We start from the raw sequence: 22,865 nt of genomic DNA, 5'->3' as shown, positions 1-22,865 counted from the left end.
CCTTTCCGGCAGCCTTCGTAAAAACTCCGCATATGCTTTCTTTTTGCCTGGTAAAAGGCCTGCCGCAAATATCATCAAACATCTCAAGGGTTTCAAAGCCCTGTTTTTCTATTTCTTCCTCAAATGCTGCTTTCGAATAAATCTGATTCCATATATAAAAGCATTCGGTACTGTCCTTTGTCATGATAAGATATTGCTCCAAGGTATTGTCTGTCTTGGCATAGAGCCTATTTTTCTGAACAACAACATAAGGCTTTGGCGACCAGAACCCGCCGTCTTCATACCGTATGCTCTCCATCTCATGAAATGCATTTCGGTAGGGTTCATGATACACATCCAGAATCAAAATGCCGTCCTTTTTCAATGCCTTATGAATTTTCTTCAATAAAACAGCTCTGTCCCCAGGTGAAAGCACACCAAAATCGCAGTAAATTAAAATTGCCAGATCAAACTTATTTTCATAATCCATTTCCAGGTAATTTTGATAATGGTATTCAATATTTCGCTTTGTCTCTTTTGCATGCTTTTGGGCGTAGGCTATGGAACGCCTGGAAAAATCAATGCCTGTTACCAAAAATCCCTGATCATGCAACAGCTCCGAATAAATGCCCGGTCCGCAGCCCAGATCCAAAAGCTCTTTATTTTCTGCATTTTGGCAGTAATCACAAATCCATGCAACTGATTTTTGTATGGTTGTCAGCTTTCTCGAAGCGCCGTCAAAGGCCGTGTCCAGGTGAGCCGCCAGCATATTCTTTGAAATATATTCATCATCCCAAAAAGCCTTAGAGCTTTTTTCATAAACGAAAGGTTCTGTTTGAAAAAAATCTAATATGTTCTCATTCATTCTTGTCTCCATGATTTTCCATATGCAGCTTTCCCCCTCAAAGCCCACGCAGCAACTCTTCAAAGGCATCCGCATCCATTGCGCACCTGTGAAATGCAAGCGCAAACTCTTTCAGCAGATGTGTCCCGGCAAATGCAGCCACAGCTTTCTCCCAGTCATACCCATTTCCTAGCATCTTATATTTTGTAAAGCTGTTCTGGTTCAGCACTCCCGCATCCAGACTGAGTGAATAGGCACCCCTCTCCGATCTCCACCGAAAGGGAGCAATGGTTTCTTTCAATTTTTTACTCCCTTTTCGGAAAAGTGTTCCCATTAACTACTTCACGAACCCCAATTTGCAGTTTCACTAAAGCCTATCTTCACCGGGGGCATATTTCTTAATGAGTACCTTTTCGCAGGGGAGTGTCTGGAATAATTCCTCAATCACTCTGCCTCCAAACTCTTGGATATGATCCTCTTCGGATATCCGGTTTGGATAGTCTGACAAGATATAAAAATACAAATTCCAGACAATTCCCTCTTCTGAAAATTTCACTCGTCCATTCTTCTCCCGATTAGGGTACAACTCTAAATACAAATTACTGGGTCTATGACCATAAAGGTAGATATAATCATATTCTGGCGGTTCTGCATCTGGGGTAGGCCGGCCGAAGGGACCAGTCCTTTTGCTCAGTTTCCGCTTTTGGGGAATGCGGGAATCATTGATTTCCCCGGCGATTTTACTGAGTACCTTTTCAAAGATTTTGACCATTTCTTTTTCTGATAAATCGCCTGTTTTCAACCCATATTCATATGTACCACATTCAAACATATTTCTACCCTCCAATCCCGATTTGTGACTGGCTCCATTATACGCTATCCCATTGAAAAAGTATAGCTGGATTTCTGAAAACTTACCAGACGGAAATAGCTTGCAGCGCAAGGTGATTCCGTCCGGCAAGTCCACAAAGGGGTAGCTGGCGGAGCCAGCGCAGGGGAAGTGTAGCTTCCCCTGTGATGATTGGAGCAGATTGAAAATCTACGGAGATCATCTGCTGTCCGCAGGACGCACAACGTCCGGTGGACGTTGGTTATTTTCAATATGGGCGTTGCGCATGAAAGAAAAGGGAATATCCTACAAGACCATAAGCAATGACAAACGTTCCTTAAAACTGCATTTTAATGCTTTCTCATCACAAATACTGTCAGGCATTTTCAAATGCAATCCGCCTGCTATAACAGCGCCATAATTCTTTAACAACCGTGCTGATATCCCGGCACCGTCACCACTGAAAAGTCCCATTGTGGCAATTATAAAGATGTTTTTTCCTTTCCAGATATGTCGGTTATAAACAATATAATCTCGCATTATTTTGGGAATATTGCTGTATTGTACTGGATAGCCTATCACGATTTCATTGTCACTTTTTATTTTCTCCAAAGCTTCATTATCTTCAATAGAAAATGAATTTTTACTATAATCATATTCTTCCAAGAATTTATCAACACAAAATTTTGTGTTCCCTGTACCACTAAAATATATTCCTGTCATTACATGTCTCCCACTTCCGGTTTGCTAGCTCTCAGGGCTTTTGGGAGTCTGCCCCACATAAGAAAAAATCTCCACAAGATTTATATTTCCAACACACCACTCAATGTATCTTCCAAAAGCAAACACATCCTCCTGATGGAACTGATATCTCCTATAATCCATCAGCTCCTCCAGATTTCTCCACTTCTGATAAGACGGCAAAAAAAGAGGAATCATAAAAATATCCCCGGAAACAATTTTGATAAACGGTATATTTCTCAACTTTTGTAATTTCATTACTAATAAAGGCATATTTGTTTTTTAGCCGGACTAAAAGGTAATTCTGTTATCTCTAATAATTCATTATAAATCATTCGTGGAATTCCTTGTTTAAATTGTATTAAGCTGAACTCGTGATGTCCTCGCATTGCATGTTCAGAAGGTTGCATCTTAGGCTCGCAAGTAAAAAAGCATATAACCTCTGAATGGCAGGTTTGAATTGAGTTTTGCAATATTTTATAGTTATCCATCAATGCTATTTTTGTGTAGTTCTGTCCTATCGGTATGTCGCTTTCCGCATAGGAATGATGATTGTGCTTACCTGACAACTCTTCAAATTGGAATTGCTTTTATTGTAAATCATCTTTAGAAATTGCTATTGAAGGATAATGAGAAAGTTCCGTCAAATCAACATTTAGAGGCACACTATAAACCATGTAATAATTATTAGGATTGACGGCAATCAATTCATTCATTTTTTGTTCTGCTAAGTCTTTATCATTTGTAGCATACACAACTGATACAACACCTACTTTATCATTTTCCGTTTCCTGAATATTTCCGCATAATATTAATTTTAATGGGGCGTTCCCATTCAAGCCTTGCTTAATATAGTCCTTATATTCCATAGTTGCCCTCCATCAATCCCGATTTATATACTTGATTACAAAATATTTACCTGTTGCTTGCAATGTATATTTATAAGCCTGTTTTTAGTGGGTACACAATTCCGAAAAGGGAGAAAGCGAAATAAAACACCAATTCCCCCCAAAACACAGAAAAAACACGCCACATCCTCCCACAAAACAGGGGCTGCTGTAAAATAAGGCGGCAGACTTTTCCAATATCCAGTGTCCGGCTGTTCACGTACATGCTGTCTGATACGGACGAACATTGCCAGACAACCCAAAAGCTTCCAAAAAAGCCCCCGGCAATGTACGTCCGGAGCAGGCAGCGTGTACGTGAACCGTCCGAACAAGGGATATGGAAATGGCTGCCGCCTTATTTTGCAGCAGCCCCGTCCGCCCTCACAACTCACTCACCCCTGATGAAACAACGCATTCACAAACTCATCCGCCTTAAACTTCTGTAAATCATCAATACTCTCCCCAACACCAACATACTTCACCGGAATCCCCATCTCCGACTGAATCGCCACCGCAATCCCGCCTTTCGCCGTCCCATCCAGCTTCGTCAGAATAATCCCTGTAATATCCACCACACTCTTAAACTGTCTTGCCTGCTCCAACGCATTCTGTCCCGTAGTCCCGTCAAGAACAACAAGGGTCTCCCGATAAGCATTCGGATACTCCCTGTCAATAATCCGGTTAATCTTGCGCAGCTCCTCCATGAGATTCTTCTTATTATGAAGCCGACCTGCCGTATCACAGAGCAGCACATCCGCATTCCTTGCCTTGGCCGCGCACACCGCATCATAAACCACGGAAGCCGGGTCCGCCCCCTCACAGCCGCTGATAATATCCACTCCGGCCCTAGAAGCCCACTCCGTAAGCTGCTCTCCTGCAGCCGCCCGGAACGTATCCGCCGCAGCCAGAATCACCTTTTTCCCTTGATCCTTAAGCTTTCCCGCAAGCTTTCCCACCGAAGTCGTCTTGCCCACACCATTGACGCCAATCACCAGAACCACAGACTTCTCTTCCTCAAACCGGTAGGCCACCTCACCCACCTCCATCTGCTCCCGGATGCTGGCAATCAGAAGATCTTTACACTGGGACGGCTCCTTAAGCTTCTGCTCTTTCACTTTCGCTTTCAAATCCTGGATAATGGCATTGGTGGCATTGATGCCAATATCCCCCAGAATCAGCGTTTCTTCAATCTCCTCATAAAATTCATCATCAATCGCCGAAAAGCCGCTGAAAATATTGTCCATCCCCGCAACAATATTTGCCCGTGTCTTGGCCAGTCCCGACACTAATCTTCCAAAAAAACCCTTTTTTTCTTCTGGCACTCCTTATTCCCCCTTTATTTTTAGCAATGATTCCAGTTCCGCATCCCTCATACAGTACACGGGTATGAGAAGAATTTCCGGCCGCAAGACCATGCGTCCGTAAATCCTTCCGTGCACTGTCCGAGGGATACTGTTTTTATTCTAAGTCAAATCCTCTTCAATCAGATTCACAGAAACCAGAGCCGACACACCTTTCTCCTGCATGGTAATACCATACAGCCGGTCTGCGGCTTCCATAGTTCCCTTCCTATGTGTAATAATAATAAACTGTGTATTTTTTGTCAACTTGTGAAGATATTTTGAGAAGCGTCCCACGTTGGAATCATCCAGAGCCGCTTCAATCTCATCCAGCAGACAGAAAGGCGAGGGCTTTAAGTTCTGAATGGCAAAAAGCAGGGAAATAGCGGTCAAGGCTTTCTCCCCGCCGGAAAGCTGCATCATATTCTGAAGCTTCTTTCCCGGCGGCTGGGCGATAATGCGGATGCCTGCCTCTAAAATATCCTCCTCCTCATTGAGCTCCAGAGTACCCTTTCCGCCGCCGAAGAGCTCCTTAAACGCCTTATCAAACTCTACCCGAATCCGCTCAAACTGCTCCTTAAACTGCCTGCGCATGCCGGAATCCAGTTCCGCAATAATCCCCATCAGCGTTTCTTCCGCTTTCACCAGATCATTTCGCTGATTATTCATAAAGGTATAGCGTTCGGACAGATTCTTAAAGTCCTCAATGGCATTTACATTCACATCTCCAAGCTTTCGAATCTCATCCTTAATAGCGGCAATCTGCTTCTTTAAGTCCGCCAGATCCTCATAAGCCTCATCCCTGAGGGGCAGGGCTGAATTGTAGGTCAGCTCATATTCCTCCCACATATAGTTGGTCTGAGCCTCTGCGCTTTCCTCCAGACGCTCCCGCTGGCTGTTGAGACGAAATGCCTCCTTGTCAAGACGGCTTCTGTGCTCGGATAGCTCCTCACGCCTGGCAAAGAATTCTTTCTGTCCGTTTAAGAGGGCATCCCGTTTCTCTGTCAAATCCTTTGTGCGCTGTTCCAGTGTCCGGCTTCGAAGATTCAACTGCTCAATCTGTCCCGTAAGGGCCAAAATCCCTTCTTCTTTAGCCTTGATATCGTGACTTCCCTGTACTACTCCGGCTTTTAGTTCTTCCTCTTCCATGCGGAAGCGCTCCAGCTCCCGGTCGATTCGGGCTACATTTTCATTGACAAATTCCGCTTTCTGGGTGATGGCGGCAACCTCCAGGTGAATGCTCTCGCACTCCTGTGCGCTTTCTTCCTCCCGGGTGCGGATCTCCTCCAGCTCTTTCTGGGCTTTTAAGGTATCCGCCTCATGCTCCTGCTCCAATTCCTCAGAAGCTTTCAGCTCCTGACCGATGGCTGCACGGCTTTCTCCGATATCACGAAGCTGTTTCTCCAGCTGTCCCAGTTCAGCGGTCAATCCCTCGTAGCCGGACACCAGCTCCTCCAGCTTTTCCTTTGCCTGATTTGCGTTCAAGGTAACCGTGTTTTGAAGAAGATACTGCTCCTGAAGACGGTTGTTCAATTCCTCCGCCTCCTGACGCAGTTTGCGGCGACGGTCCTTGGCTTCCTCGATCCGAAGCCGGGCGGCATTCATTTCTTCCTCCAAACGCTTTACGTTTTCTTCCAGTTCTTCCAGCTCCCGGCGGCGTCCAAGAAGATTGCTGGAATTGCGGAAAGCTCCTCCTGTCATGGAACCTCCCGGGCTTAAGTATTCGCCCTCCAGCGTTACAATATGTAGGGAATGCTTGTATTTTCGGGCGATTTTGATGGCTGCGTCTATGTTGCTCACCACCAGAACTCTTCCCAAAAGATACTGGACCACACCTTCATATTTTTTTTCTGCCTTTACCAGTGTGCTTGCAAGGCCGAGAGCCCCCGGCTCGTTCAAGGCTTCCTTTTTGGGAAAATTGTCACGGCCTCCCACGCTGGTCAGAGGCAGAAAGGTAGCACGTCCCAGCTTATTCTTTTTCAGATAGCCAATCAGCTCCTTGGCCGTAGTCTCATTGTCTGTGACAATGTTTTGAATGTTGCCCCCAAGGGCCGTCTCAATGGCTGTCTCGTACTTTTGCTCTACCTTGATAATATCAGCCACAACACCGAGAATCCCCGGTGTCTGATCCTTGCGCTCCATCACCTTGCGGATGCTGTTGCCGTAGCCGTCATACCGTTCCGCCAGATTCCGCAGAGATTCAAGCTTGGAAGATTCCCTGTGAAATGCCGTCTGTCCGATCTCCAACTGTTCATTGAGCTTTCCCAGGGTCCGGCGGCAGCCCTCGGCTTCCTCCTCTTTTTCCCTCTGGGCGGCTGTCAGATCCAAAATTCCCGCTTCAATCTCGTTAAGCTTCTTCTGATATTCCTCATAAAGATTCTCCTGCTCCGCCTCGCCGCTTCTGGCCTCCAGAAGCTTCTTATTCAGCTCTGCCCTTCGTATCTGGGCCTGCTCCTGCATGGCATCGTACCGCTGAAGCCGTCCCTTGGTGGAAGCCCTCTCGTTTAAAAGGCCGATAATGGCATTCTTCCGCTGCTCTACCCGGCTGTTTAAGGCCTCTGTTTTCTTGCGGATGCCGTTTAAACGCTCCGTGGCCTCCTTGGAGCGTCCGGTAATCTCCTTAAGCTGGGCATCAAGCTGCTTCTGTTCCTCGGTCAGCTTCTTTCTGGCTTCCTTTTTCTCCAATACATCTGTGCCGATGGCGGCCAGGCGTCCCTGCAGGTGCTCGTCATTGGCCCTGACAGAGTTAATCTGCTCCTTTAGAAGCTCAATCTGGCCCTCCAACTGCTGGCGGCTTAAGCCTGCCTGAGAGAAGGATTCCTTTGTCTCATCCAGATCCGTATTTAACTGCTCCAGCTCTTCTTCAATCTTTGCATGCTCCAGTTTAATGGCTTCATAAGCTTTCGTAGTTTCCTCAAGATCATTCTGAGCTGTCTCAGATTTTTTCTCAACCTCCGAAAGCTGCTCCTGAAGACGGGCTGTCTCTAAAAGAAACATATTCACATCATAAATCTTTAATGTCTCTTTTTTCTTCAGATATATTTTGGCTGTCTCTGACTGGCGCTCCAGGGGCCCAAGCTGCTTTTCCAGCTCGGAGAGAATATCGTTGATGCGCAGGATGTTCTGCTTCTCATCCTCCAGCTTCTTCTGAGCCGTATTCTTTCTCCGCTTAAACTTTACGATTCCGGTGGCTTCGTCAAAAAGCTCCCTGGATTCCTCCGGCTTGGAGCTTAAGATCCGGTCAATCTGACCCTGCCCGATGATGGAATAGCCCTCTTTTCCAATACCCGTATCGTAAAACAGCTCGTTGATATCCTTAAGCCGGCAGGCCGTGCCGTTGATCAGGTACTCGCTCTCACCGGAACGGTACAGGCGCCGGGACACGGTCACTTCCTCATAGTCAATGGCAAGCTGGTGATCCCCGTTGTCCAGCGTAATGGCCACATAAGCATAGCTTAAGGGCCTGCGGCTCTCTGTGCCGGAAAAAATCACATCCTGCATGCTTCCGCCACGAAGCTGCTTTACTCTCTGTTCTCCCAAGACCCAGCGCACCGCATCCGCCACATTGCTCTTGCCGCTGCCGTTTGGGCCTACTATGCCTGTTATTCCGTTGTGAAAATCAAAAACAATCTTATTTGCAAAGGACTTAAAGCCCTGCACCTCAATACTTTTTAAATACATATTCTGCTCCGTCTATACTTCATTTTCAGCTCATGCTCTTAGCTTAAATCTCTCTCTGTTTTGTGCCGCTCAATAAGGGCCCGGTAAGCCGCCTCCTGCTCCGCCGCTTTCTTTGTCCGGCCGCTTCCCGCTCCAATCACCTGATTACCCAGGCAGGCGTGAACCGTAAACCGCTTGTTGTGATCCGGTCCCTCCTCCCCAATCAGCACATAATGAAGAGGCTCTTGGGTCTCCCCCTGAATCTCCTCTTGGAGGATAGTCTTGCTATCAAAAAAGAGTTTTTTGTGCTCGATGTCATTTAATATAAAGTGATTCACAAATTCTTTTGCACTAGCAAAACCACCATCCAAATAAATGGCTCCCAAAAGGGCTTCCATGGCGTCTGAGGTGATGGAATCCCGTTCTCTGCCTCCTGTCAGATCCTCTCCCTTTCCAAGAAGCAAAAAAGAACCAAGCCCCAGCTCTCTGGCGCACAGGGCTAAGGTCTGCTCGCATACAATGCTGGCTCTGGTGCGGGTTGCCTCTCCCTCCGGCATCTTGGAATAGTTTTTAAACAAAAACTCACTGGTAATCAGCTCTAAAACAGCATCCCCTAAAAACTCCAGCCGCTCGTTATTCAAAAGCCTGTCCATATGGCGCTCATTGGCATAGGAGCTGTGGCACATGGCCTGCCTAAGAAGCTTTGGCTCCTTAAATCTATATCCTATCTTCTCCTCTAATTGTCCTAGCTTCATCGATACCTCCTATTAAAAGTTTCATCACTAGCTCTCACTCCTACATGAAATAAGCCGCCACAAGTAAACCACCGTCCTCCGGCAGTCTTGTGCTTGTGGCAGCTCATCTCTCTATAAACCTGGTGTAACATCTACACACCAGCCATTTTCCATGTTAGGCAGTAACTTTCTTAATTTGCTCAACCGCATCACCCACAGAAACGATCTTCTCTGCCTCTTCCTGAGGAATCTCAATGTCAAATTCCTCTTCAAGTCCCATGATAATCTGATACACATCCAAAGAGTCTGCTCCCAGATCGTCCGTAAATGTCGTATCCATGGTAATCTCTTCTTCATCCACATTTAGAACATCTGCAATGATTCCTTTCAGTTTCTCAAATTCCATACGCCTTATCCTTCCTCTCTTTTAATATTCTCTCTGATCTTATCATTAATCTGCTGCTCCTTAAAGGTGACACACTGGATAATGGAATTCTTTACTTCCTGTGCTTTTGAGCTTCCGTGTGTCTTTACAACAAGACCATTCAGACCCAACAGCGGCGCACCGCCATACTCCGAAGCATCAAAGGACTTTAAGGTTTCCTTCAATGCAGGCTTTACCAGAAGCGCTCCTATCTTACTGCGCAGGCTGGTCATAATGCCCTCCTTAATCTTCCCAATAAGAACGGATCCCATTCCCTCATAAAGCTTTAAAATCACATTGCCCACAAATGCCTCGCAGACAATCACGTCCGCTGCCCCTGCCGGAATGTCCCGTGCTTCAATACTGCCGATAAAATTGATATCCTTACATTCTTTCAGAAGAGGAAAGGTCTCTTTCACAAGTGCGTTGCCTTTCTCTTCCTCAGCGCCGATATTCACAATGGCTACCCTGGGCTTTTTGATACCCACCACATGCTCCATATAGATGGAACCCATCTTGGCAAACTGTACCAGATGAGAGGGACGGGCATCCACATTGGCCCCGCAGTCAATCAGCAGGGAAACACCGTTCCTGGTGGGAATTAAAGGGGCAAGAGGCGGACGCTCCACGCCCCTGATGCGTCCCACCAGAAGCTGGCCGCCTGCTAACACAGCGCCGGAGCTTCCGGCGGATACAAAGGCATCCGCTTTTCCTTCCTTTACCATCTTCAAGGCTACTACAATGGAAGAATCCTTTTTCTTTCGGATAGCCGCTACCGGCGGCTCCGCCATCTCGATGATTTCCGTGGCATTTACTATCTCTATCTGTCCGTCTTTATAAGTATAAGCTTTCAGCTTCTCCCGAACCACTTCCTCTTTTCCTACGAGAAACACCTTAATGTCCTCCCGCAGGCTCACGGCCTCCACTACGCCCTTCACAATCTCATCCGGCGCATTGTCGCCGCCCATTGCGTCCACCGCAATTTGAATCATTTCCTGCATGTAACTTCTTTCCTCCTAATTCCGGCGCTGTCTTAAGCGCCGTATGGGGCTGCTGTTAAAACAATCCGGTCCACATCCCCCACATCTTTCATGGAGGTTCTTTATCATCATACTAAATATTAATTAAGAAATCAACCTTATTTCGATATAATTAGCACAACTTTAAATCCTCCGTATTCGCTGTGGTCTATTAAAACGCTTCCATTGTGTCCCATTATAATCTGTTTCACAATAAGCAGGCCCAGGCCATGCCGCTGTTCGGCCGTGTTTCTGTCGCAAACCATATAGTGGGGGGTGTGGTTCAGCCTGTCAATCTGTTCGTCGGAAGCTCCCATGCCGCTGTCCTCAATGCAAATCCTGCAGACATTGTCATCATCTTCAACGGAGGCATAGATCACACATCCGTTTTCATTGTGGCTTATGCTGTTCTGAATAAGGTTGGATATTGCACGCTTCAGCAGATCCTTATCGGTGTTGATGTGGCAGACGGACAGGGTATCTGCGGTTTTCCATTCAAAGGAAAATCTGTCATCCAAATTCAGATTCATATAATCCACAACCACCTGCCGGACAATGGATACCGCATTTTCCCGTTTCATTGTCAGGGGCTGCATATCATATTCAAGCTTGGAAGCAAGGTTCAGGTCGCTTATCAAATCTTTCATCCGTTTGCTTTGCTTAACAATGACAGCGGCTTTTCTGCACTGGTCCTCCGTAAGATTTTTTGAATTTTCCAACTGCCCGGCGTAGCCCATAATCATTGACAGGGGCGTTCTGATATCATGGGAAACGCCCGCTATCCAGTTTGCCCTTGCGGTTTCCTTTCTTCGAAGCTGCTCGGCCTGTATTTGCAGTATTTCAGATGTTTTATTAATTTTTTCCGCCAATTCACAAAATATGCCTTTTTCTTTTATACAAACAGGGCAGCCCCTTGACAAGTCCTGTATTCCATCCGTTATGGGACCAATGGAACGCAGCAATTTTGAATTGGCAGCAGCGTATATGAGAAAAATTATCACAAGATTGACAGCCAAAATAATCACTGTATTCCTGGGTAAATTTGCAATAAAGCTATAATCCCAGCTTGCCCTTGTATGCTTCCAAAACCGGTCTCTTGGATAGCCCACTACCAGCAATCCGCTTTGGGCTTCTCCTGTAAAAGCAGGATATCCGTCCACATAGCCACGTACCAGCCTTGCTATATCCGATAAGGTATATTGCATGGGAATACTGTCAGGCAGATTGTCTGTCTGCCATAAAACCTGCCTTGTATCATTGTCAATAAGGATCGCCCAGGCATTTTCTTCTTTTAATTTGGCTGCCGCCTGGTCTGATATGGAATATCCCTCCTCGGTAAGCTCCAGCGAGTCTGCCGTCCTGTCCGCCATATCCCACGGAGAAAATGCCGACGTATTTCTTACAAAGACAAATGCGAAAAAGAGAACATTCAAAATTACAAGAATGAGGATGCTTAATGTCATGATCCCCACAAAGCGGCGTATTAGTTTGGGAATGCTTTTCATGCTATTTCCTTTCTACAATTAACTTATAACCCAGTCCCTTGACCGTAACCAGGGAAATGGGCCTGGAGGGATTCTGCTCTATTTTTTCTCTGATGCGGCGTATATGGGCCATTAAGGAGTTTTCATATCCAAAGGGATTGCTGCCCCATGCTGCTTCACACAATGCATCAATTGTCACAATGCGCCCCGCATTGCGGTATAAGACGGACAGCAGATTGTGTTCCTTTGCCGTCAGGGGGATATGTTCCTGATTTTTTATAACCTCGGCACGTGAAAAATCAATCTGACTGTCATGTAAGTGTACAAGAGGATTTTCATCCTTGTAGCTTCTGCGCAAAATCGCCATAACACGGAACAAAAGCTCTTTTGGCAAAAAGGGTTTTACAATATAATCATCAGCCCCTATGCCAAAGCCCTTGAATTTATCATGTTCTTCCCCGCAGGCAGTAAGAAAAAGAATGGGGTAATCGCTGTCTTTCTTTAACTGTTCCATTAAGTTAAACCCGCTTCCGTCCGGCAGCATTACATCAAGTATTGCTAAGTCCGGCCAGGATTTTTCAGCTTTCGCTATAGCTTCTTTTACACTTTTTGCTGTTTTGATATTTTGGAATCCATATTCGGACAGAATGGACACAACCATATCCAAAAGCTCCTGCTCATCATCAACCAGCAAGATACATTTATTCAGCAGATAGTCGTTGTTCATAGTGCAGTCTCCTTTCACAGCTACATCATACCATATTATTGTTTGTTTTTTCGGGATTTTGGAAAATGTAAGGCAAATGTAAGGTAAAGAGAATGTTGCCGCAAGGTTGAATTGGTATTATGCAGGTATGAAACACCACAAGGGTATACCTTTATGTCCAAAAAACATGGACGTAATCAATGAAACACCACAAGGGTATACCTTTATGTCCTGAAATCACGGACAAAAATATTGAAAGGGGATATTTATATGGATTACATGATCAGAACAAAACAGCTTACCAAAAAATACAAATCCTTTACGGCTGTATCCGGCGTTTCGCTGAACATTCGCAGGGGCAGTATATACGGCTTTCTTGGTCCCAATGGAGCGGGGAAATCTACTACGATGAAAATGCTCTTAGGGCTGACCGCCCCCACAAAAGGCAGCTTTACAATCGATGGGAAGCAGTTTCCCAATGACCGTCTTTCTATTTTAAAAGAAGTGGGTTCCTTTATTGAATCCCCCTCTTTTTACGCTAATCTGACAGGGGAAGAAAACCTTGACATTATCCGCCGTATTTTAGGGCTTCCAAAGCGGTCTGTTGCGGATGCACTGGAGCTTGTGGGACTGACCGAATTCGGCGGGCGTCTTGCGAAAAAATATTCGCTCGGTATGAAGCAGCGGTTAGGACTTGCCGGAGCAATGCTCGGCAGACCGCCTGTTTTGATTTTAGATGAGCCTACCAATGGACTTGATCCCTCCGGTATCCATGAAATACGGAATTTGATCAAATCGCTGCCTGACCTTTACGATTGTACGGTTCTTATTTCTTCCCATATGCTGTCTGAAATCGAGTTAATGGCAGACGACATAGGAATACTCAATCACGGCCGCCTGCTGTTTGAGGGCAGTCTGGACGAATTACGGCAGAATGCATTACAGGCCGGATTCGCCGGGGATCATTTGGAAGATATGTTCCTGTCTATGATTGAGGAAGACAATGCCATCCGAAAGCGGAGGGCAAAGCTATGAGAACATTTGCCATTGAACTTAGAAAGGAAAAACGAACAGGCATTATTCCGCTTATGCTTGCTGTGGGAGTTTTGGGCGCAGCATACGCCTTTATCAATTTCACCGTGCGAAAAGACACCCTTTTCAATCTGCCGTTAGCTCCTATGGATGTGCTGCTGACGCAGGTTTACGGTATGATTATGATTCTGAATATGTTCGGTATCATAGTTGCCGCCTGTATGATTTATAATATGGAATTTAAGGGCAGCGCTGTTAAAAAAATGTATATGCTCCCTATGAGCGTTCCTGGTATGTACTTTTGCAAATTTCTGATTTTAACCATAATGCTCTTCATTGCAATAGGCTTTCAGTATTTGGCCCTTGCAAATATCGGACTGACAGATTTGCCCCAGGGCGCATTTCAGTTGAAAACGCTGCTGTCTTTTGCCGGATATTCATTTATAACGTCTATGCCCGTATTGGCTTTTATGATTTACGTATCGTCCGGCTCCCCCAATATGTGGGTGCCCCTTGGCATAGGGGTTGCGGGATTTTTAAGCGGTATGGCTCTGGCTCCTTCAAACAGCCTTTGGCTATGCGTACACCCTTTTGTGGTTATGCTAAAGCCTGCTGTTGCAATGAGCGCACAGCCGGATATTACAGTTGTAATTTTTTCTCTGATGGAAACGGTCCTTTTCCTTTTCACCGGATTATGGGCTGCTAGAAAGCGTTTCGAATAAGGAGGTACACTATCTATGAGCTTTTTAGAATTACTTAAAATTGAGTTTATAAAAGTAAAACGAGGCAAAATAATACCCCTGATTTTCATAGCCCCGCTGTTCGTAGTGACTTCCGGTGTGGCCAATCTGCACAGCTATTTTTCACCGGAATATACAAACCCGTGGGCGGCTATGTTTATTCAGAGCGCATTAGTTTATGCCTATTATCTGCTTCCCTTCAGTATGATTGTTGTCTGTGTGATGATTGCGGGACGTGAAACGGGGAGCAACGGAATCCTGAAAATGTTAGCCCTGCCTGTCAGCCGCCAGGCCCTTTCAGCCGCAAAATTCTGTGTACTGCTTTTTTATCTGCTTATGGAAATGACCGTATTTCTTATCGTCTTTGTGATAACCGGATTGATTGCAGTAAAAAACACGGGAATTACGGAAGCGCTGCCAATCCTGTATTTACTGAAATGGTGCACAGGCTTGTTCCTTACCATGCTTCCCGGTGCAGCGGCAATGTGGGCGATTACGGTACTGTTTGAAAAACCATTGCTGTCCGTGGGCCTGAATCTGCTTCTTATTATTCCCGGCGTATTAATGGCTAGCACGCCCCTTTGGATTGTCTACCCTTACTGCTATAGCGGCTATTTGGTTTCCTGCTCTTTACATGACTTCACAGCAGAGGGCGCAGGCGCCGGTTTTCATTTATTCCCGTTTTTACCATGTGCAATTCTAATTTTTGCACTGGCGCTTACAGCGGCGGTAACAGGTTTTGGAAAAAAAGAAATGCGGTAAGATGAAAGGGCTGCCATCCGGTCATCCGGGGCAGCCCTTTCTTATCCTGGCATAGTGTTCGAAAAATAACCTTATTTTCGAACATATACTAATCTTCTTTCATTTAAACTCCGTTTTTCAGGCGGAACCTCTTTGTCTGCTCCTGCAAGAGACGTACCTGCTCAAAGAGCTCATTGCTCACTGCCGCCGACTCCTCACTGCTTGCCGAGTTGGTCTGAACTACGGAAGAAATCTGGCCAATACCATCCGTTACCTGAGAAATGGAATCTGCCTCCCGCTCTACCGCTTTCGCAATACCGCCAATGGCATCCCCGGACTGCATCACAAGCTTCAATGTCTTGTTCAGGGTTTCGGAAACTTCTCCTACGATCCTGCTTCCCCGGTCTACTGCCTGAATGGAATTCTCAATCATCTCCTTGGTGGCCTTAGCCGCCTGATCGGACTGGGTAGCCAGACTGCGCACCTCACTGGATACTACGGCAAAGCCCTTTCCTGCCGCTCCTGCCCGGGCTGCTTCCACTGCCGCATTCAGAGCCAAAATATTGGTCTGGAACGCTATATTTTCAATCGTAGCTATAATCTTGCCGATCTCCTGGGACGCAGCGGAAATATCATTCATAGCCGCTACCATCTCTTCCATCTGCTGGCTGCTGACCGTCACCTGCTCTCCCGTAAGCCGGGCATTTTCCTGGGCATCAAAGGCTGCCTTAACATTTCCGGAAGCGCTCTTAGACAACTCCTCCAGAGTAGCATAAAGCTCTTCCACCGCACTTGCCTGCTGTGTAGCTCCCTGGGCCAGGGCCTGAGCGCCGCTGGAAAGCTGTGCCGCATCTCCGGATACCTTCTGCTCTGCCTGATTGATATTGAAGAGAGCCGATGACATGGTAGTCGTAAAGCTGGAAAGGGATTCCTCAATGGAGCGGAAATCGCCGATGTAAGGCTCCGAAACCTGAACATCAAAGTTCCCTGCAGACAACTGGCTCATCATGCGGTTAATATCATTCACATAACTGCTGATCCGTCCCATGGAACGCTCCAGTGTCTCCGCCAACTCGCCCAGCTCATCCTTTGCATGATAATCTATCTCCAAGTCAAGAAGACCCTCCTGAAGAGGTTTACTCTTGTTCGTAATCAAAACAAGGGGTTTTATAATCTTTCCAAGCACATAGAACACTAAGCTTAAGAGGGCAATCAGTGAAATGGAAAGTCCTATAATGGAGGTTGCGTGCATCATCACAAGGGTTTGCTCCATCTGTTCCTTGCTTTCCTCGTTCAGCGCCGTTCCCCTCTCTACCACCTCATCCAAAATTCCTACCAATGTAGTTAAATTGGATTGAATGGTTTCCTGATAATAAGCCTGTGCCTGCTGCGGATTCGTCTCCAAAAGCTCTAATACATATGTAGCCGACTCATGCAGCTCTTTGTGCAGGGGCTCCAGCTGTGATCGCAGAGCGATGATCTCTTTATCTTCCGTGCCTGCATCTCCATAAAGCCACTGACCCAGAACACAGGTAGTGGGATCGATGCTCCCGGTAAATTCTGTTCCTGCATACAATGCGTTGCTTAGGTTACTGGACCACTTATAGTGTGCCGTTTCCGCTCTCTGGGCTTTGTCAAGCAAAGCGTTCGCCTGAGCGCTGGCAGTCTGAGTGCGATCAACACGGAGAATGTTCACCGTCATCATTACACTGAACAGGAGTACGGCGACAAGTGCACAGATCACCCGGATTCCTACCATCATTTTGATGCTTTTGCGCATGAGTATGTACCTTCCTTTTTTGTATTCTTTGCGATAAAATATTATAGAAATACTATCTTGGCTCAACAAGAGCTCACCCAATGGCTCTTGTCAATTGAGCGTATGAGTATAGTGTAACATAGAACCGGATCCTTTTTCAACATTTTCTTCTTATAATTATTAGAAATAACTATCATTCGTTACCGTTCACTCCCATGGTGTTCACAGTAACGAATCCGGCCTATTTAAAGTTGCCTTGCGGCAAGAGGCCTGATTCCGACCCCGGTACTGTTCTGGCCTGTGACCGTGCAGCGCAGTGCACGGTCCAGGAGTGAACAGTAACCATCATTCTTATTATTGTACACATCTTGTTTTAAAAATGCATCTGTCATTATAAAGAATGCTGTTATGAATCACAAAAATGCTCTCTCAACAGGGCAATCTCTTTTGTCCAGCCCTGGTCATCATTGGGAGTTTCCAGAATAAAAGGAAGCTCTCGAAGGGCCGGGTGATTGATAATTCTCACGAAAGCCTCAAGGCCGATGGTTCCCTCTCCGATACGGGCATGGCGATCCTTATGGCTTCCTTGCAGGTTCATGCTGTCATTGATATGAATGGCCTTAAGCCGGGACATTCCGAGGGTCTTATCAAATTTCTCCAACACGCCTTCTAAATCTTCTGCAATATCATAACCGGCATCCCACACATGACAGGTATCCAGGCAAACGCCCATTTTTTCTGAAAGCTCTACCTGCTCCAAAATCTTTTGAAGTTCTTCAAAACTTCGTCCAATCTCACTGCCTTTTCCAGCCATTGTCTCCAAAAGAACAACGGTTGTCTGCTTTGGCTTTAAGCACTCATTGAGCATTTTGGCAATCAGACGGATACCTTCCTCTGCCCCCTGCCCCACATGACTGCCCGGATGAAAATTGTAATAATTCCCGGGAATATATTCCATTCGCTCCAAATCGTCGGAAAAGGTCTCTTTTGCAAAACGACGAACCTCTGGCTTGTCTGAGCAGGCATTCAGAGTATAGGGGGCATGCGCCACAATCTGTCCATATCCCTTCTCCTGCCAGAGCATTTGATAACGCTTTACATCCTCAGGGACAATTTCCTTTGCGCTCCCGCCTCTGGGATTTCTGGTAAAAAACGCAAACGTATTGGCTCCCAGCTTCAAAGCCTGCTTTCCCATAGCCTCATACCCTTTGGAGGAAGAAATATGGCTTCCAACTTTCAACATGAATAAAAACTCCTTTTTCTTTTTATAACACGCAAATCCTACAGAGCCTGTTCCTTTAAAGTAACCGTTACCCAGCCGTTTTCATAATTGAATCCTGCTTCCAGGCCTACTGGTGTATAGAAAAATACCGCCCGTCTGGAATCCTTCAAGATCTCCACAAGTTCTTCCCCTGTCAGATTCTGCACATACTCCACCCCGTCATTCTGAAGCTTATCCTGGGACTGGAAACGCATGGCTAAATCCAGATCAATCTCGGTCATTTCCTCCGGCATAATCTCTTCCCCTGTATCAATCCGGAAGGTGCGTGCCGCAAGGCTTACCTCTGTTACATTGTTTTTATAAAAATTGTGCTTAAATACTATACTAATCTTCTCCTCATCCATAAGCGTTACGTATCCGAAGGTTGACATGCCGCTGTCATATTCCTTGTACGATGCCCGGTAAGCAATGGCCTCCTGACGAATCTTCTCATTGATGGAATCAAATTCATTGGAGTCCCCTTTCTCCAGAATCGGATATGTAGTATAATAAGTACAATCATCATCTGAATCATCCGGATCCACGGATTCTACCGCCCACTGAATGCTATAATCTAAGTCTGTGCGCGTATAGTCTACAATCTCCTGATAATAGGGATCATCCTCATCCGGCTCGTAGTAGCCATAATCATATTCATCATCATATCCGTCGTAATAATCGTCGTAGAAATCATCATAGCTGTCTCTGGAGCGCCGCTCCCCACTGCGTATTGTGTCCCGTGTGGAGTTTGCCACAGAGACAAACACCGCAATCAAAAGCCCCAATACAAGAAACACGGCAGCCGTCACAGCGATTACAATGGCTGCTGTATGACTTTTCTGCTTTACAGGTGAAGCATACACATAAGTCGGCATAGTGCCCGGTCCTCCGGATACGCCTCCCTGTCCGTTTGGCATGCCGGTGCCTCCGGACATCTGTACAGGACCCTGAGGATTCTGCATATGATAGCTGTCAGAAGTCTGGGGCGGTCTCTGAATACCGCGGCCGCAGCTCTGGCACACACCGTTTTGCATCAAAGCCCCGCAACGGGGACAAAAATCAAAATCTCGTTTCTCGCTCATGCTTCTCCTCCTGTCAGTTCATCCAAATTTTTTCCATAAGCATCCATAAAATAGTCTAAAAACAGATTTGTTTCGGGCAGCTCCATCTGCCGGATATGCTTAAGAGTCTGCTTCTTTGCCCGGACAAATTCCAGATTGCCTGTCTGCTCTTCCTCTACACATTTGATATAAGCTGACAGCTTATCGGCTGCTTTTACCAGTCTCCATAGATAAGCGTCCTCCTGCTGCTTTTCAAAAATCTCCCGGTAGGAATCCTGCATTTCTTCCGGAAGCATTCCAAGAAGTGTTCTGGAAGCCTGGTGCTCAATGTCCTTATAAGTGTTCTTAATCTCTGTGTTATAATATTTTACCGGGGTGGGCATATCCCCCGTAATAATTTCCGTGGCATCATGGTAAAGTCCCAGTACAGCGGCTTTTCCTGCATCCAGCTCTTTTCCAAGGCTGGTATTGCCAATCACCGCAAGAGCGTGGGCAATCATAGATACCTCCAAACTGTGCTCGCTTAAGTTCTCATTTCTTGAATTGCGCATCAGGGCCCAGCGGTCAATGTATTTCATCCGGGACATCATGGCAAAAAAACTGTTCATTTCTCTTTCCTCTTTTTCTTCTTCGCCTGAATCCGGCAGATATTGCTGGTAAGGCAGGTACTGTGTTTCTTCACATATTTCTGATATTCCGCCCAGGAAAGGTAGTATTCCTTTCCCCAGGATGAGATCTGCAGGTAGCCGTCCATCATACCTGTCACCACCACGAAATGGGCCTTCGTCTCAACTGCAGGCAGGTATTCACCGTTCTCCTTCCGGTAAAGGGCAACCTTGTGCCTGCCCCAGACAAAAGGAAAATTGGGTCCGATAGACAAAATCACCGGCATATCCTGACGAAGCATCTCTTCAATTCTGGGAAGAATCTTTCCCGTCCGGACACACCAGCTTGCGCGCAGATCAATCCGGTAATGGCGGAAATAACGATTCATAGCCAAAGGAAGAAAAAACCCGGGAACCCCAAAGCCGGGAATAACAGAAAGGTATCTGCGGCGCATCTTCATCAGATAACGCTCATATCTGGGATAAGACAAAAATCCATCCTCACGCAGCATCCCATAGAGCAGATCCGTCTCACAGGAGGTCTGGTGAAGCCCCATATACAGCAGTACATCCGCCATTCCCACCACCCCGCAGCCATACTTCCTCATAATACGGCTGGAAGACCAGGTCTGACTTCCCCCAAAGGAATGATCCGTTTGTGTCTTTATCGAAAAATATGGATGCCTAAGACCATAACGCTTTGTTTCCATATGGTTTCTCCTTTATCTTCATGCCTATTTTACCAGTATACCACAAAAAAAGACGGATGTCATCATACCGCCCCTTTGGAAAGTGTTAATTTTTCATTACAGATTAGCCATGCAGAAAGATAGAGGCAGGCTGTCTGGGGTAGCTGGCTCACCCAGGCGGCCTGCATCTATCTTTCTATAGGGCGAAGCCCTTGAAGCTTGAATCCGCTTCTTTTCAGCGGATTCAAGCTTGCATGGCATCCGGGGCCCCCCGTCTCCCCATAAAATTCACTCTGACGCCCCCTGCGCCTGCTCCACAACCTCCTGAAAGCCCGCTATCACTGCCCCCGAAGTAATCGTAGCCCCGCTCACAGCATCCAAATGAGTACTCACCTCATCAATATAAGCATCCGAAAGCTCCGAAAAAACCGTCTCATTATACTGCGTAATCGCCTTCTGCCCAACAGTAGGCGTCTCAGACTCTCCCTGAGCCGTAAGTTCTCTTATCCGTTCATCTTCAATGGTCAGGCTTATCACCACATCCCCGCCATACCCCTGATTAACAGCTGTATAAGTAATCCCATCCCCCTTACCCGATAACACCCGATAAATGGGATTGGACAAAGCAGTCACAAGAATCATTAAAACAATAATTACAGCAAGAGAAATAATGCCTCGTTTATTAGGTTCTGCCTGTATTGCCATGCTATGCCTCCTTAGAAAAATATCTTCCGTTCCTCTCTAAGTCAGCATACCCCATTTTCCTCTTTTTTAATCCGAAATCAGCAGACCATATATAACAGCACTATTTTAAAACGCCTATACTAGTGTTCCCATATAGTAAAAGCCCTTGCACACCTCCAGCTTTACCTTACGGATCCTTCCAATCAGGGATACATCCCCCGGAAAATGCACCAGAAGATTGTTGCTCATCCGCCCGGTTAAAAGAGAAGGATCGTGCTCATTAACCTCTTCAATCAACACCTCCTGCACTGTACCTGCAAAACGGGCAGTCTGGGATCTGGCATTTTCCTGTACCAGATTCAGCAGGCGGTCAAACCGGGATTTTACCTCTGCTTCCGGCACCTGATTTTCCATAGCGGCAGCAGGCGTTCCTGTTCGCTTAGAATAGATAAAGGTGTAGGCATTGTCATAGCAGACTTTTTTCACCACATCCATAGTCTCCAGAAAATCTTCCTCCGTCTCTCCCGGAAAGCCTACAATGATATCGGTAGTCAGAGAAATATCCGGAATCTCCCTTCGTATCTTACCGGCCAGCTCCAAATACTGCTCCTTCGTATATTTTCGGTTCATAGCCTTCAGAATCCGAGTACTTCCCGATTGAAGCGGCAGATGCAGATGACGGCAGACCTTCTTTGACTCTTTCATTACCTGAATCAGCTCGTCCGACAGATCCTTGGGATGTGAGGTCATAAATCGGATCCTGGCAATGCCATCTATCTTTTCCACTCTGCGAAGAAGCTCTCCAAAGGAAATGGAATCCTTCAAGGTCTTTCCATAGGAATTGACATTTTGTCCCAGAAGCATAACCTCCGACACACCATCCGCCGCCAGAGTCTCAATTTCCCGAATGATATCTTCCGGCCTGCGGCTGCGCTCTCTTCCCCGCACGTAAGGCACAATGCAGTAGCTGCAGAAATTGTTGCAACCGAACATAATGTTGACCCCCGACTTGAAAGAATATTTTCGTTCTACAGGGAGATCCTCCACAATCTGCTCTGTGCCTTCCCAGATATCGATAATCTGCTCTTTGCTGTTCAGGGTTTGATACAAAAGCTCTGCAAATTTAAAAATATTGTGGGTTCCGAAAACCAGATCTACAAAACGATAGCTTTTTTTCAGCTTCTCCACTACCCCCGGCTCCTGCATCATGCAGCCGCAGAGGGCAATCCGCATGCAGGGATTGCTCTTTTTTTCATGCTTTAAAAGCCCCAGATGGCCGTAAACCTTCTGGTTTGCATTCTCTCGCACCGTGCAGGTATTGTAGATCACAAAGTCCGCATGCTCATTCTGGGTTTCTATGAATCCTGCCTGCTCCAGAATTCCGGTAAGTTTTTCGGAGTCCCGGGCATTCATCTGGCAGCCGAAGGTTTGAGTAAACGCAGTCGGACGGCGGCCGTTTTTCTGCTCAAATTCCCGAACCCATTCCCGACATTTTGCCATGAAGTAGTACTGTCTGGCAGGTTCTTCTGCGGGAGGCTCTGCATTCATATCTATTTTATCTAAATCAATTTCTGGATTCATGTTTTATCACCTGCTCCTATTACCGTTTATTTATCATTTGTACATTATAGCGAAGCTTAAAAAGA

23 protein-coding genes are annotated in these 22,865 nt (G+C 46.3%); 3 read left to right on the top strand and 20 right to left on the bottom strand.

The genetic code is table 11. From position 1 onward, the window contains the following. From VSQ61_RS16330 to VSQ61_RS16270, 13 genes are all read right to left on the bottom strand, one after another. Positions 1–844 (bottom strand): class I SAM-dependent methyltransferase (locus VSQ61_RS16330; RefSeq protein WP_334345458.1); only part of this gene is annotated, 844 nt, incomplete at its 3' end. A gap of 37 nt (positions 845–881) precedes the next feature. Then, the gene (locus tag VSQ61_RS16325) at positions 882–1,124 is read right to left on the bottom strand and encodes a hypothetical protein (protein ID WP_334345457.1); all 243 of its coding nucleotides are present in this window, start codon (positions 1,122–1,124) and stop codon (positions 882–884) included. Between the two features lie 66 nt (positions 1,125–1,190). After that, a complete protein-coding gene (locus VSQ61_RS16320) occupies positions 1,191–1,655 on the bottom strand; it encodes a hypothetical protein (protein WP_334345456.1) in 465 nt (154 codons plus the stop codon). A 303-nt stretch (positions 1,656–1,958) separates the two neighbouring features. Next, positions 1,959–2,375 (bottom strand): flavodoxin domain-containing protein, encoded by a 417-nt coding sequence (locus tag VSQ61_RS22860; protein WP_350340206.1) that lies wholly within the window; start codon positions 2,373–2,375, stop codon positions 1,959–1,961. Positions 2,376–2,399: 24 nt separating this feature from the next. Continuing rightward, a complete protein-coding gene (locus VSQ61_RS16310; RefSeq protein WP_334345455.1) occupies positions 2,400–2,537 on the bottom strand; it encodes a hypothetical protein in 138 nt (45 codons plus the stop codon). 446 nt (positions 2,538–2,983) lie between these two features. Further along, on the bottom strand, positions 2,984–3,262 hold the full coding sequence (locus VSQ61_RS16305; RefSeq protein WP_334345454.1) for a hypothetical protein: 279 nt from the start codon (positions 3,260–3,262) through the stop codon (positions 2,984–2,986). Positions 3,263–3,672: 410 nt separating this feature from the next. Then, the gene (ftsY, locus tag VSQ61_RS16300) at positions 3,673–4,602 is read right to left on the bottom strand and encodes a signal recognition particle-docking protein FtsY (RefSeq protein ID WP_334345453.1); all 930 of its coding nucleotides are present in this window, start codon (positions 4,600–4,602) and stop codon (positions 3,673–3,675) included. A gap of 141 nt (positions 4,603–4,743) precedes the next feature. Next, a complete protein-coding gene (gene smc, locus VSQ61_RS16295) occupies positions 4,744–8,301 on the bottom strand; it encodes a chromosome segregation protein SMC (protein WP_334345452.1) in 3,558 nt (1,185 codons plus the stop codon). A gap of 38 nt (positions 8,302–8,339) precedes the next feature. Beyond that, complete coding sequence (gene rnc, locus VSQ61_RS16290; RefSeq protein WP_334345451.1) at positions 8,340–9,035, bottom strand: ribonuclease III; 696 nt, start codon at positions 9,033–9,035, stop codon at positions 8,340–8,342. 154 nt (positions 9,036–9,189) lie between these two features. Continuing rightward, complete coding sequence (gene acpP / locus VSQ61_RS16285) at positions 9,190–9,420, bottom strand: acyl carrier protein (RefSeq protein WP_334345450.1); 231 nt, start codon at positions 9,418–9,420, stop codon at positions 9,190–9,192. Between the two features lie 5 nt (positions 9,421–9,425). Next, positions 9,426–10,439, bottom strand: coding sequence for a phosphate acyltransferase PlsX (gene plsX / locus VSQ61_RS16280; RefSeq protein ID WP_334345449.1), 1,014 nt, complete (start codon positions 10,437–10,439; stop codon positions 9,426–9,428). A gap of 137 nt (positions 10,440–10,576) precedes the next feature. Then, positions 10,577–11,962 (bottom strand): sensor histidine kinase, encoded by a 1,386-nt coding sequence (locus tag VSQ61_RS16275; RefSeq protein WP_334345448.1) that lies wholly within the window; start codon positions 11,960–11,962, stop codon positions 10,577–10,579. A gap of 1 nt (position 11,963) precedes the next feature. Beyond that, positions 11,964–12,668, bottom strand: a complete 705-nt coding sequence (locus tag VSQ61_RS16270; protein ID WP_334345447.1) for a response regulator transcription factor — start codon at positions 12,666–12,668, stop codon at positions 11,964–11,966. Between the two features lie 249 nt (positions 12,669–12,917). Between VSQ61_RS16270 and VSQ61_RS16265 the strand changes: the two genes are divergently transcribed. Genes VSQ61_RS16265 through VSQ61_RS16255 form a run of 3 tightly spaced genes read left to right on the top strand, consistent with a single transcriptional unit; the run spans position 12,918 to position 15,181 of the window. Further along, positions 12,918–13,682: an ABC transporter ATP-binding protein gene (locus tag VSQ61_RS16265; protein WP_334345446.1), complete on the top strand. Its 765-nt coding sequence runs from the start codon at positions 12,918–12,920 to the stop codon at positions 13,680–13,682. Further along, the gene (locus VSQ61_RS16260) at positions 13,679–14,401 is read left to right on the top strand and encodes an ABC transporter permease (RefSeq protein ID WP_334345445.1); all 723 of its coding nucleotides are present in this window, start codon (positions 13,679–13,681) and stop codon (positions 14,399–14,401) included. The genes VSQ61_RS16265 and VSQ61_RS16260 overlap by 4 nt, the downstream gene beginning before the upstream one ends. Positions 14,402–14,416: 15 nt before the next feature. Then, entirely contained in the window at positions 14,417–15,181 is a 765-nt protein-coding gene (locus VSQ61_RS16255; protein WP_334345444.1) for an ABC transporter permease, read from the top strand. A gap of 103 nt (positions 15,182–15,284) precedes the next feature. On the opposite strand, the gene VSQ61_RS16250 is transcribed toward VSQ61_RS16255, so the two are convergent. From VSQ61_RS16250 to miaB, 7 genes are all read right to left on the bottom strand, one after another. Then, on the bottom strand, positions 15,285–16,940 hold the full coding sequence (locus VSQ61_RS16250) for a methyl-accepting chemotaxis protein (protein ID WP_334345443.1): 1,656 nt from the start codon (positions 16,938–16,940) through the stop codon (positions 15,285–15,287). Between the two features lie 385 nt (positions 16,941–17,325). After that, complete coding sequence (locus VSQ61_RS16245) at positions 17,326–18,162, bottom strand: deoxyribonuclease IV (RefSeq protein WP_334345442.1); 837 nt, start codon at positions 18,160–18,162, stop codon at positions 17,326–17,328. A gap of 38 nt (positions 18,163–18,200) precedes the next feature. Continuing rightward, a complete protein-coding gene (locus tag VSQ61_RS16240) occupies positions 18,201–19,262 on the bottom strand; it encodes a zinc ribbon domain-containing protein (protein ID WP_334345441.1) in 1,062 nt (353 codons plus the stop codon). Further along, entirely contained in the window at positions 19,259–19,849 is a 591-nt protein-coding gene (gene yfbR / locus VSQ61_RS16235; protein WP_334345440.1) for a 5'-deoxynucleotidase, read from the bottom strand. The genes VSQ61_RS16240 and yfbR overlap by 4 nt, the downstream gene beginning before the upstream one ends. Then, positions 19,846–20,556 carry a hypothetical protein gene (locus VSQ61_RS16230; RefSeq protein WP_334345439.1) on the bottom strand — a complete coding sequence of 237 codons (711 nt, stop codon included), beginning with the start codon at positions 20,554–20,556 and terminating at the stop codon, positions 19,846–19,848. Before VSQ61_RS16230 ends, yfbR begins: the two co-directional genes overlap by 4 nt. A gap of 267 nt (positions 20,557–20,823) precedes the next feature. Further along, a complete protein-coding gene (locus VSQ61_RS16225; RefSeq protein ID WP_334345438.1) occupies positions 20,824–21,240 on the bottom strand; it encodes an FMN-binding protein in 417 nt (138 codons plus the stop codon). 114 nt (positions 21,241–21,354) lie between these two features. Further along, complete coding sequence (gene miaB, locus VSQ61_RS16220; protein ID WP_334345437.1) at positions 21,355–22,800, bottom strand: tRNA (N6-isopentenyl adenosine(37)-C2)-methylthiotransferase MiaB; 1,446 nt, start codon at positions 22,798–22,800, stop codon at positions 21,355–21,357. Positions 22,801–22,865 lie beyond the last annotated feature (65 nt).

The organism is Candidatus Merdisoma sp. JLR.KK006, assembly GCF_036941035.1.
Lineage (GTDB): Bacteria > Bacillota > Clostridia > Lachnospirales > Lachnospiraceae > Laedolimicola.
This window is presented reverse-complemented; position numbering and strand designations above follow the sequence as displayed.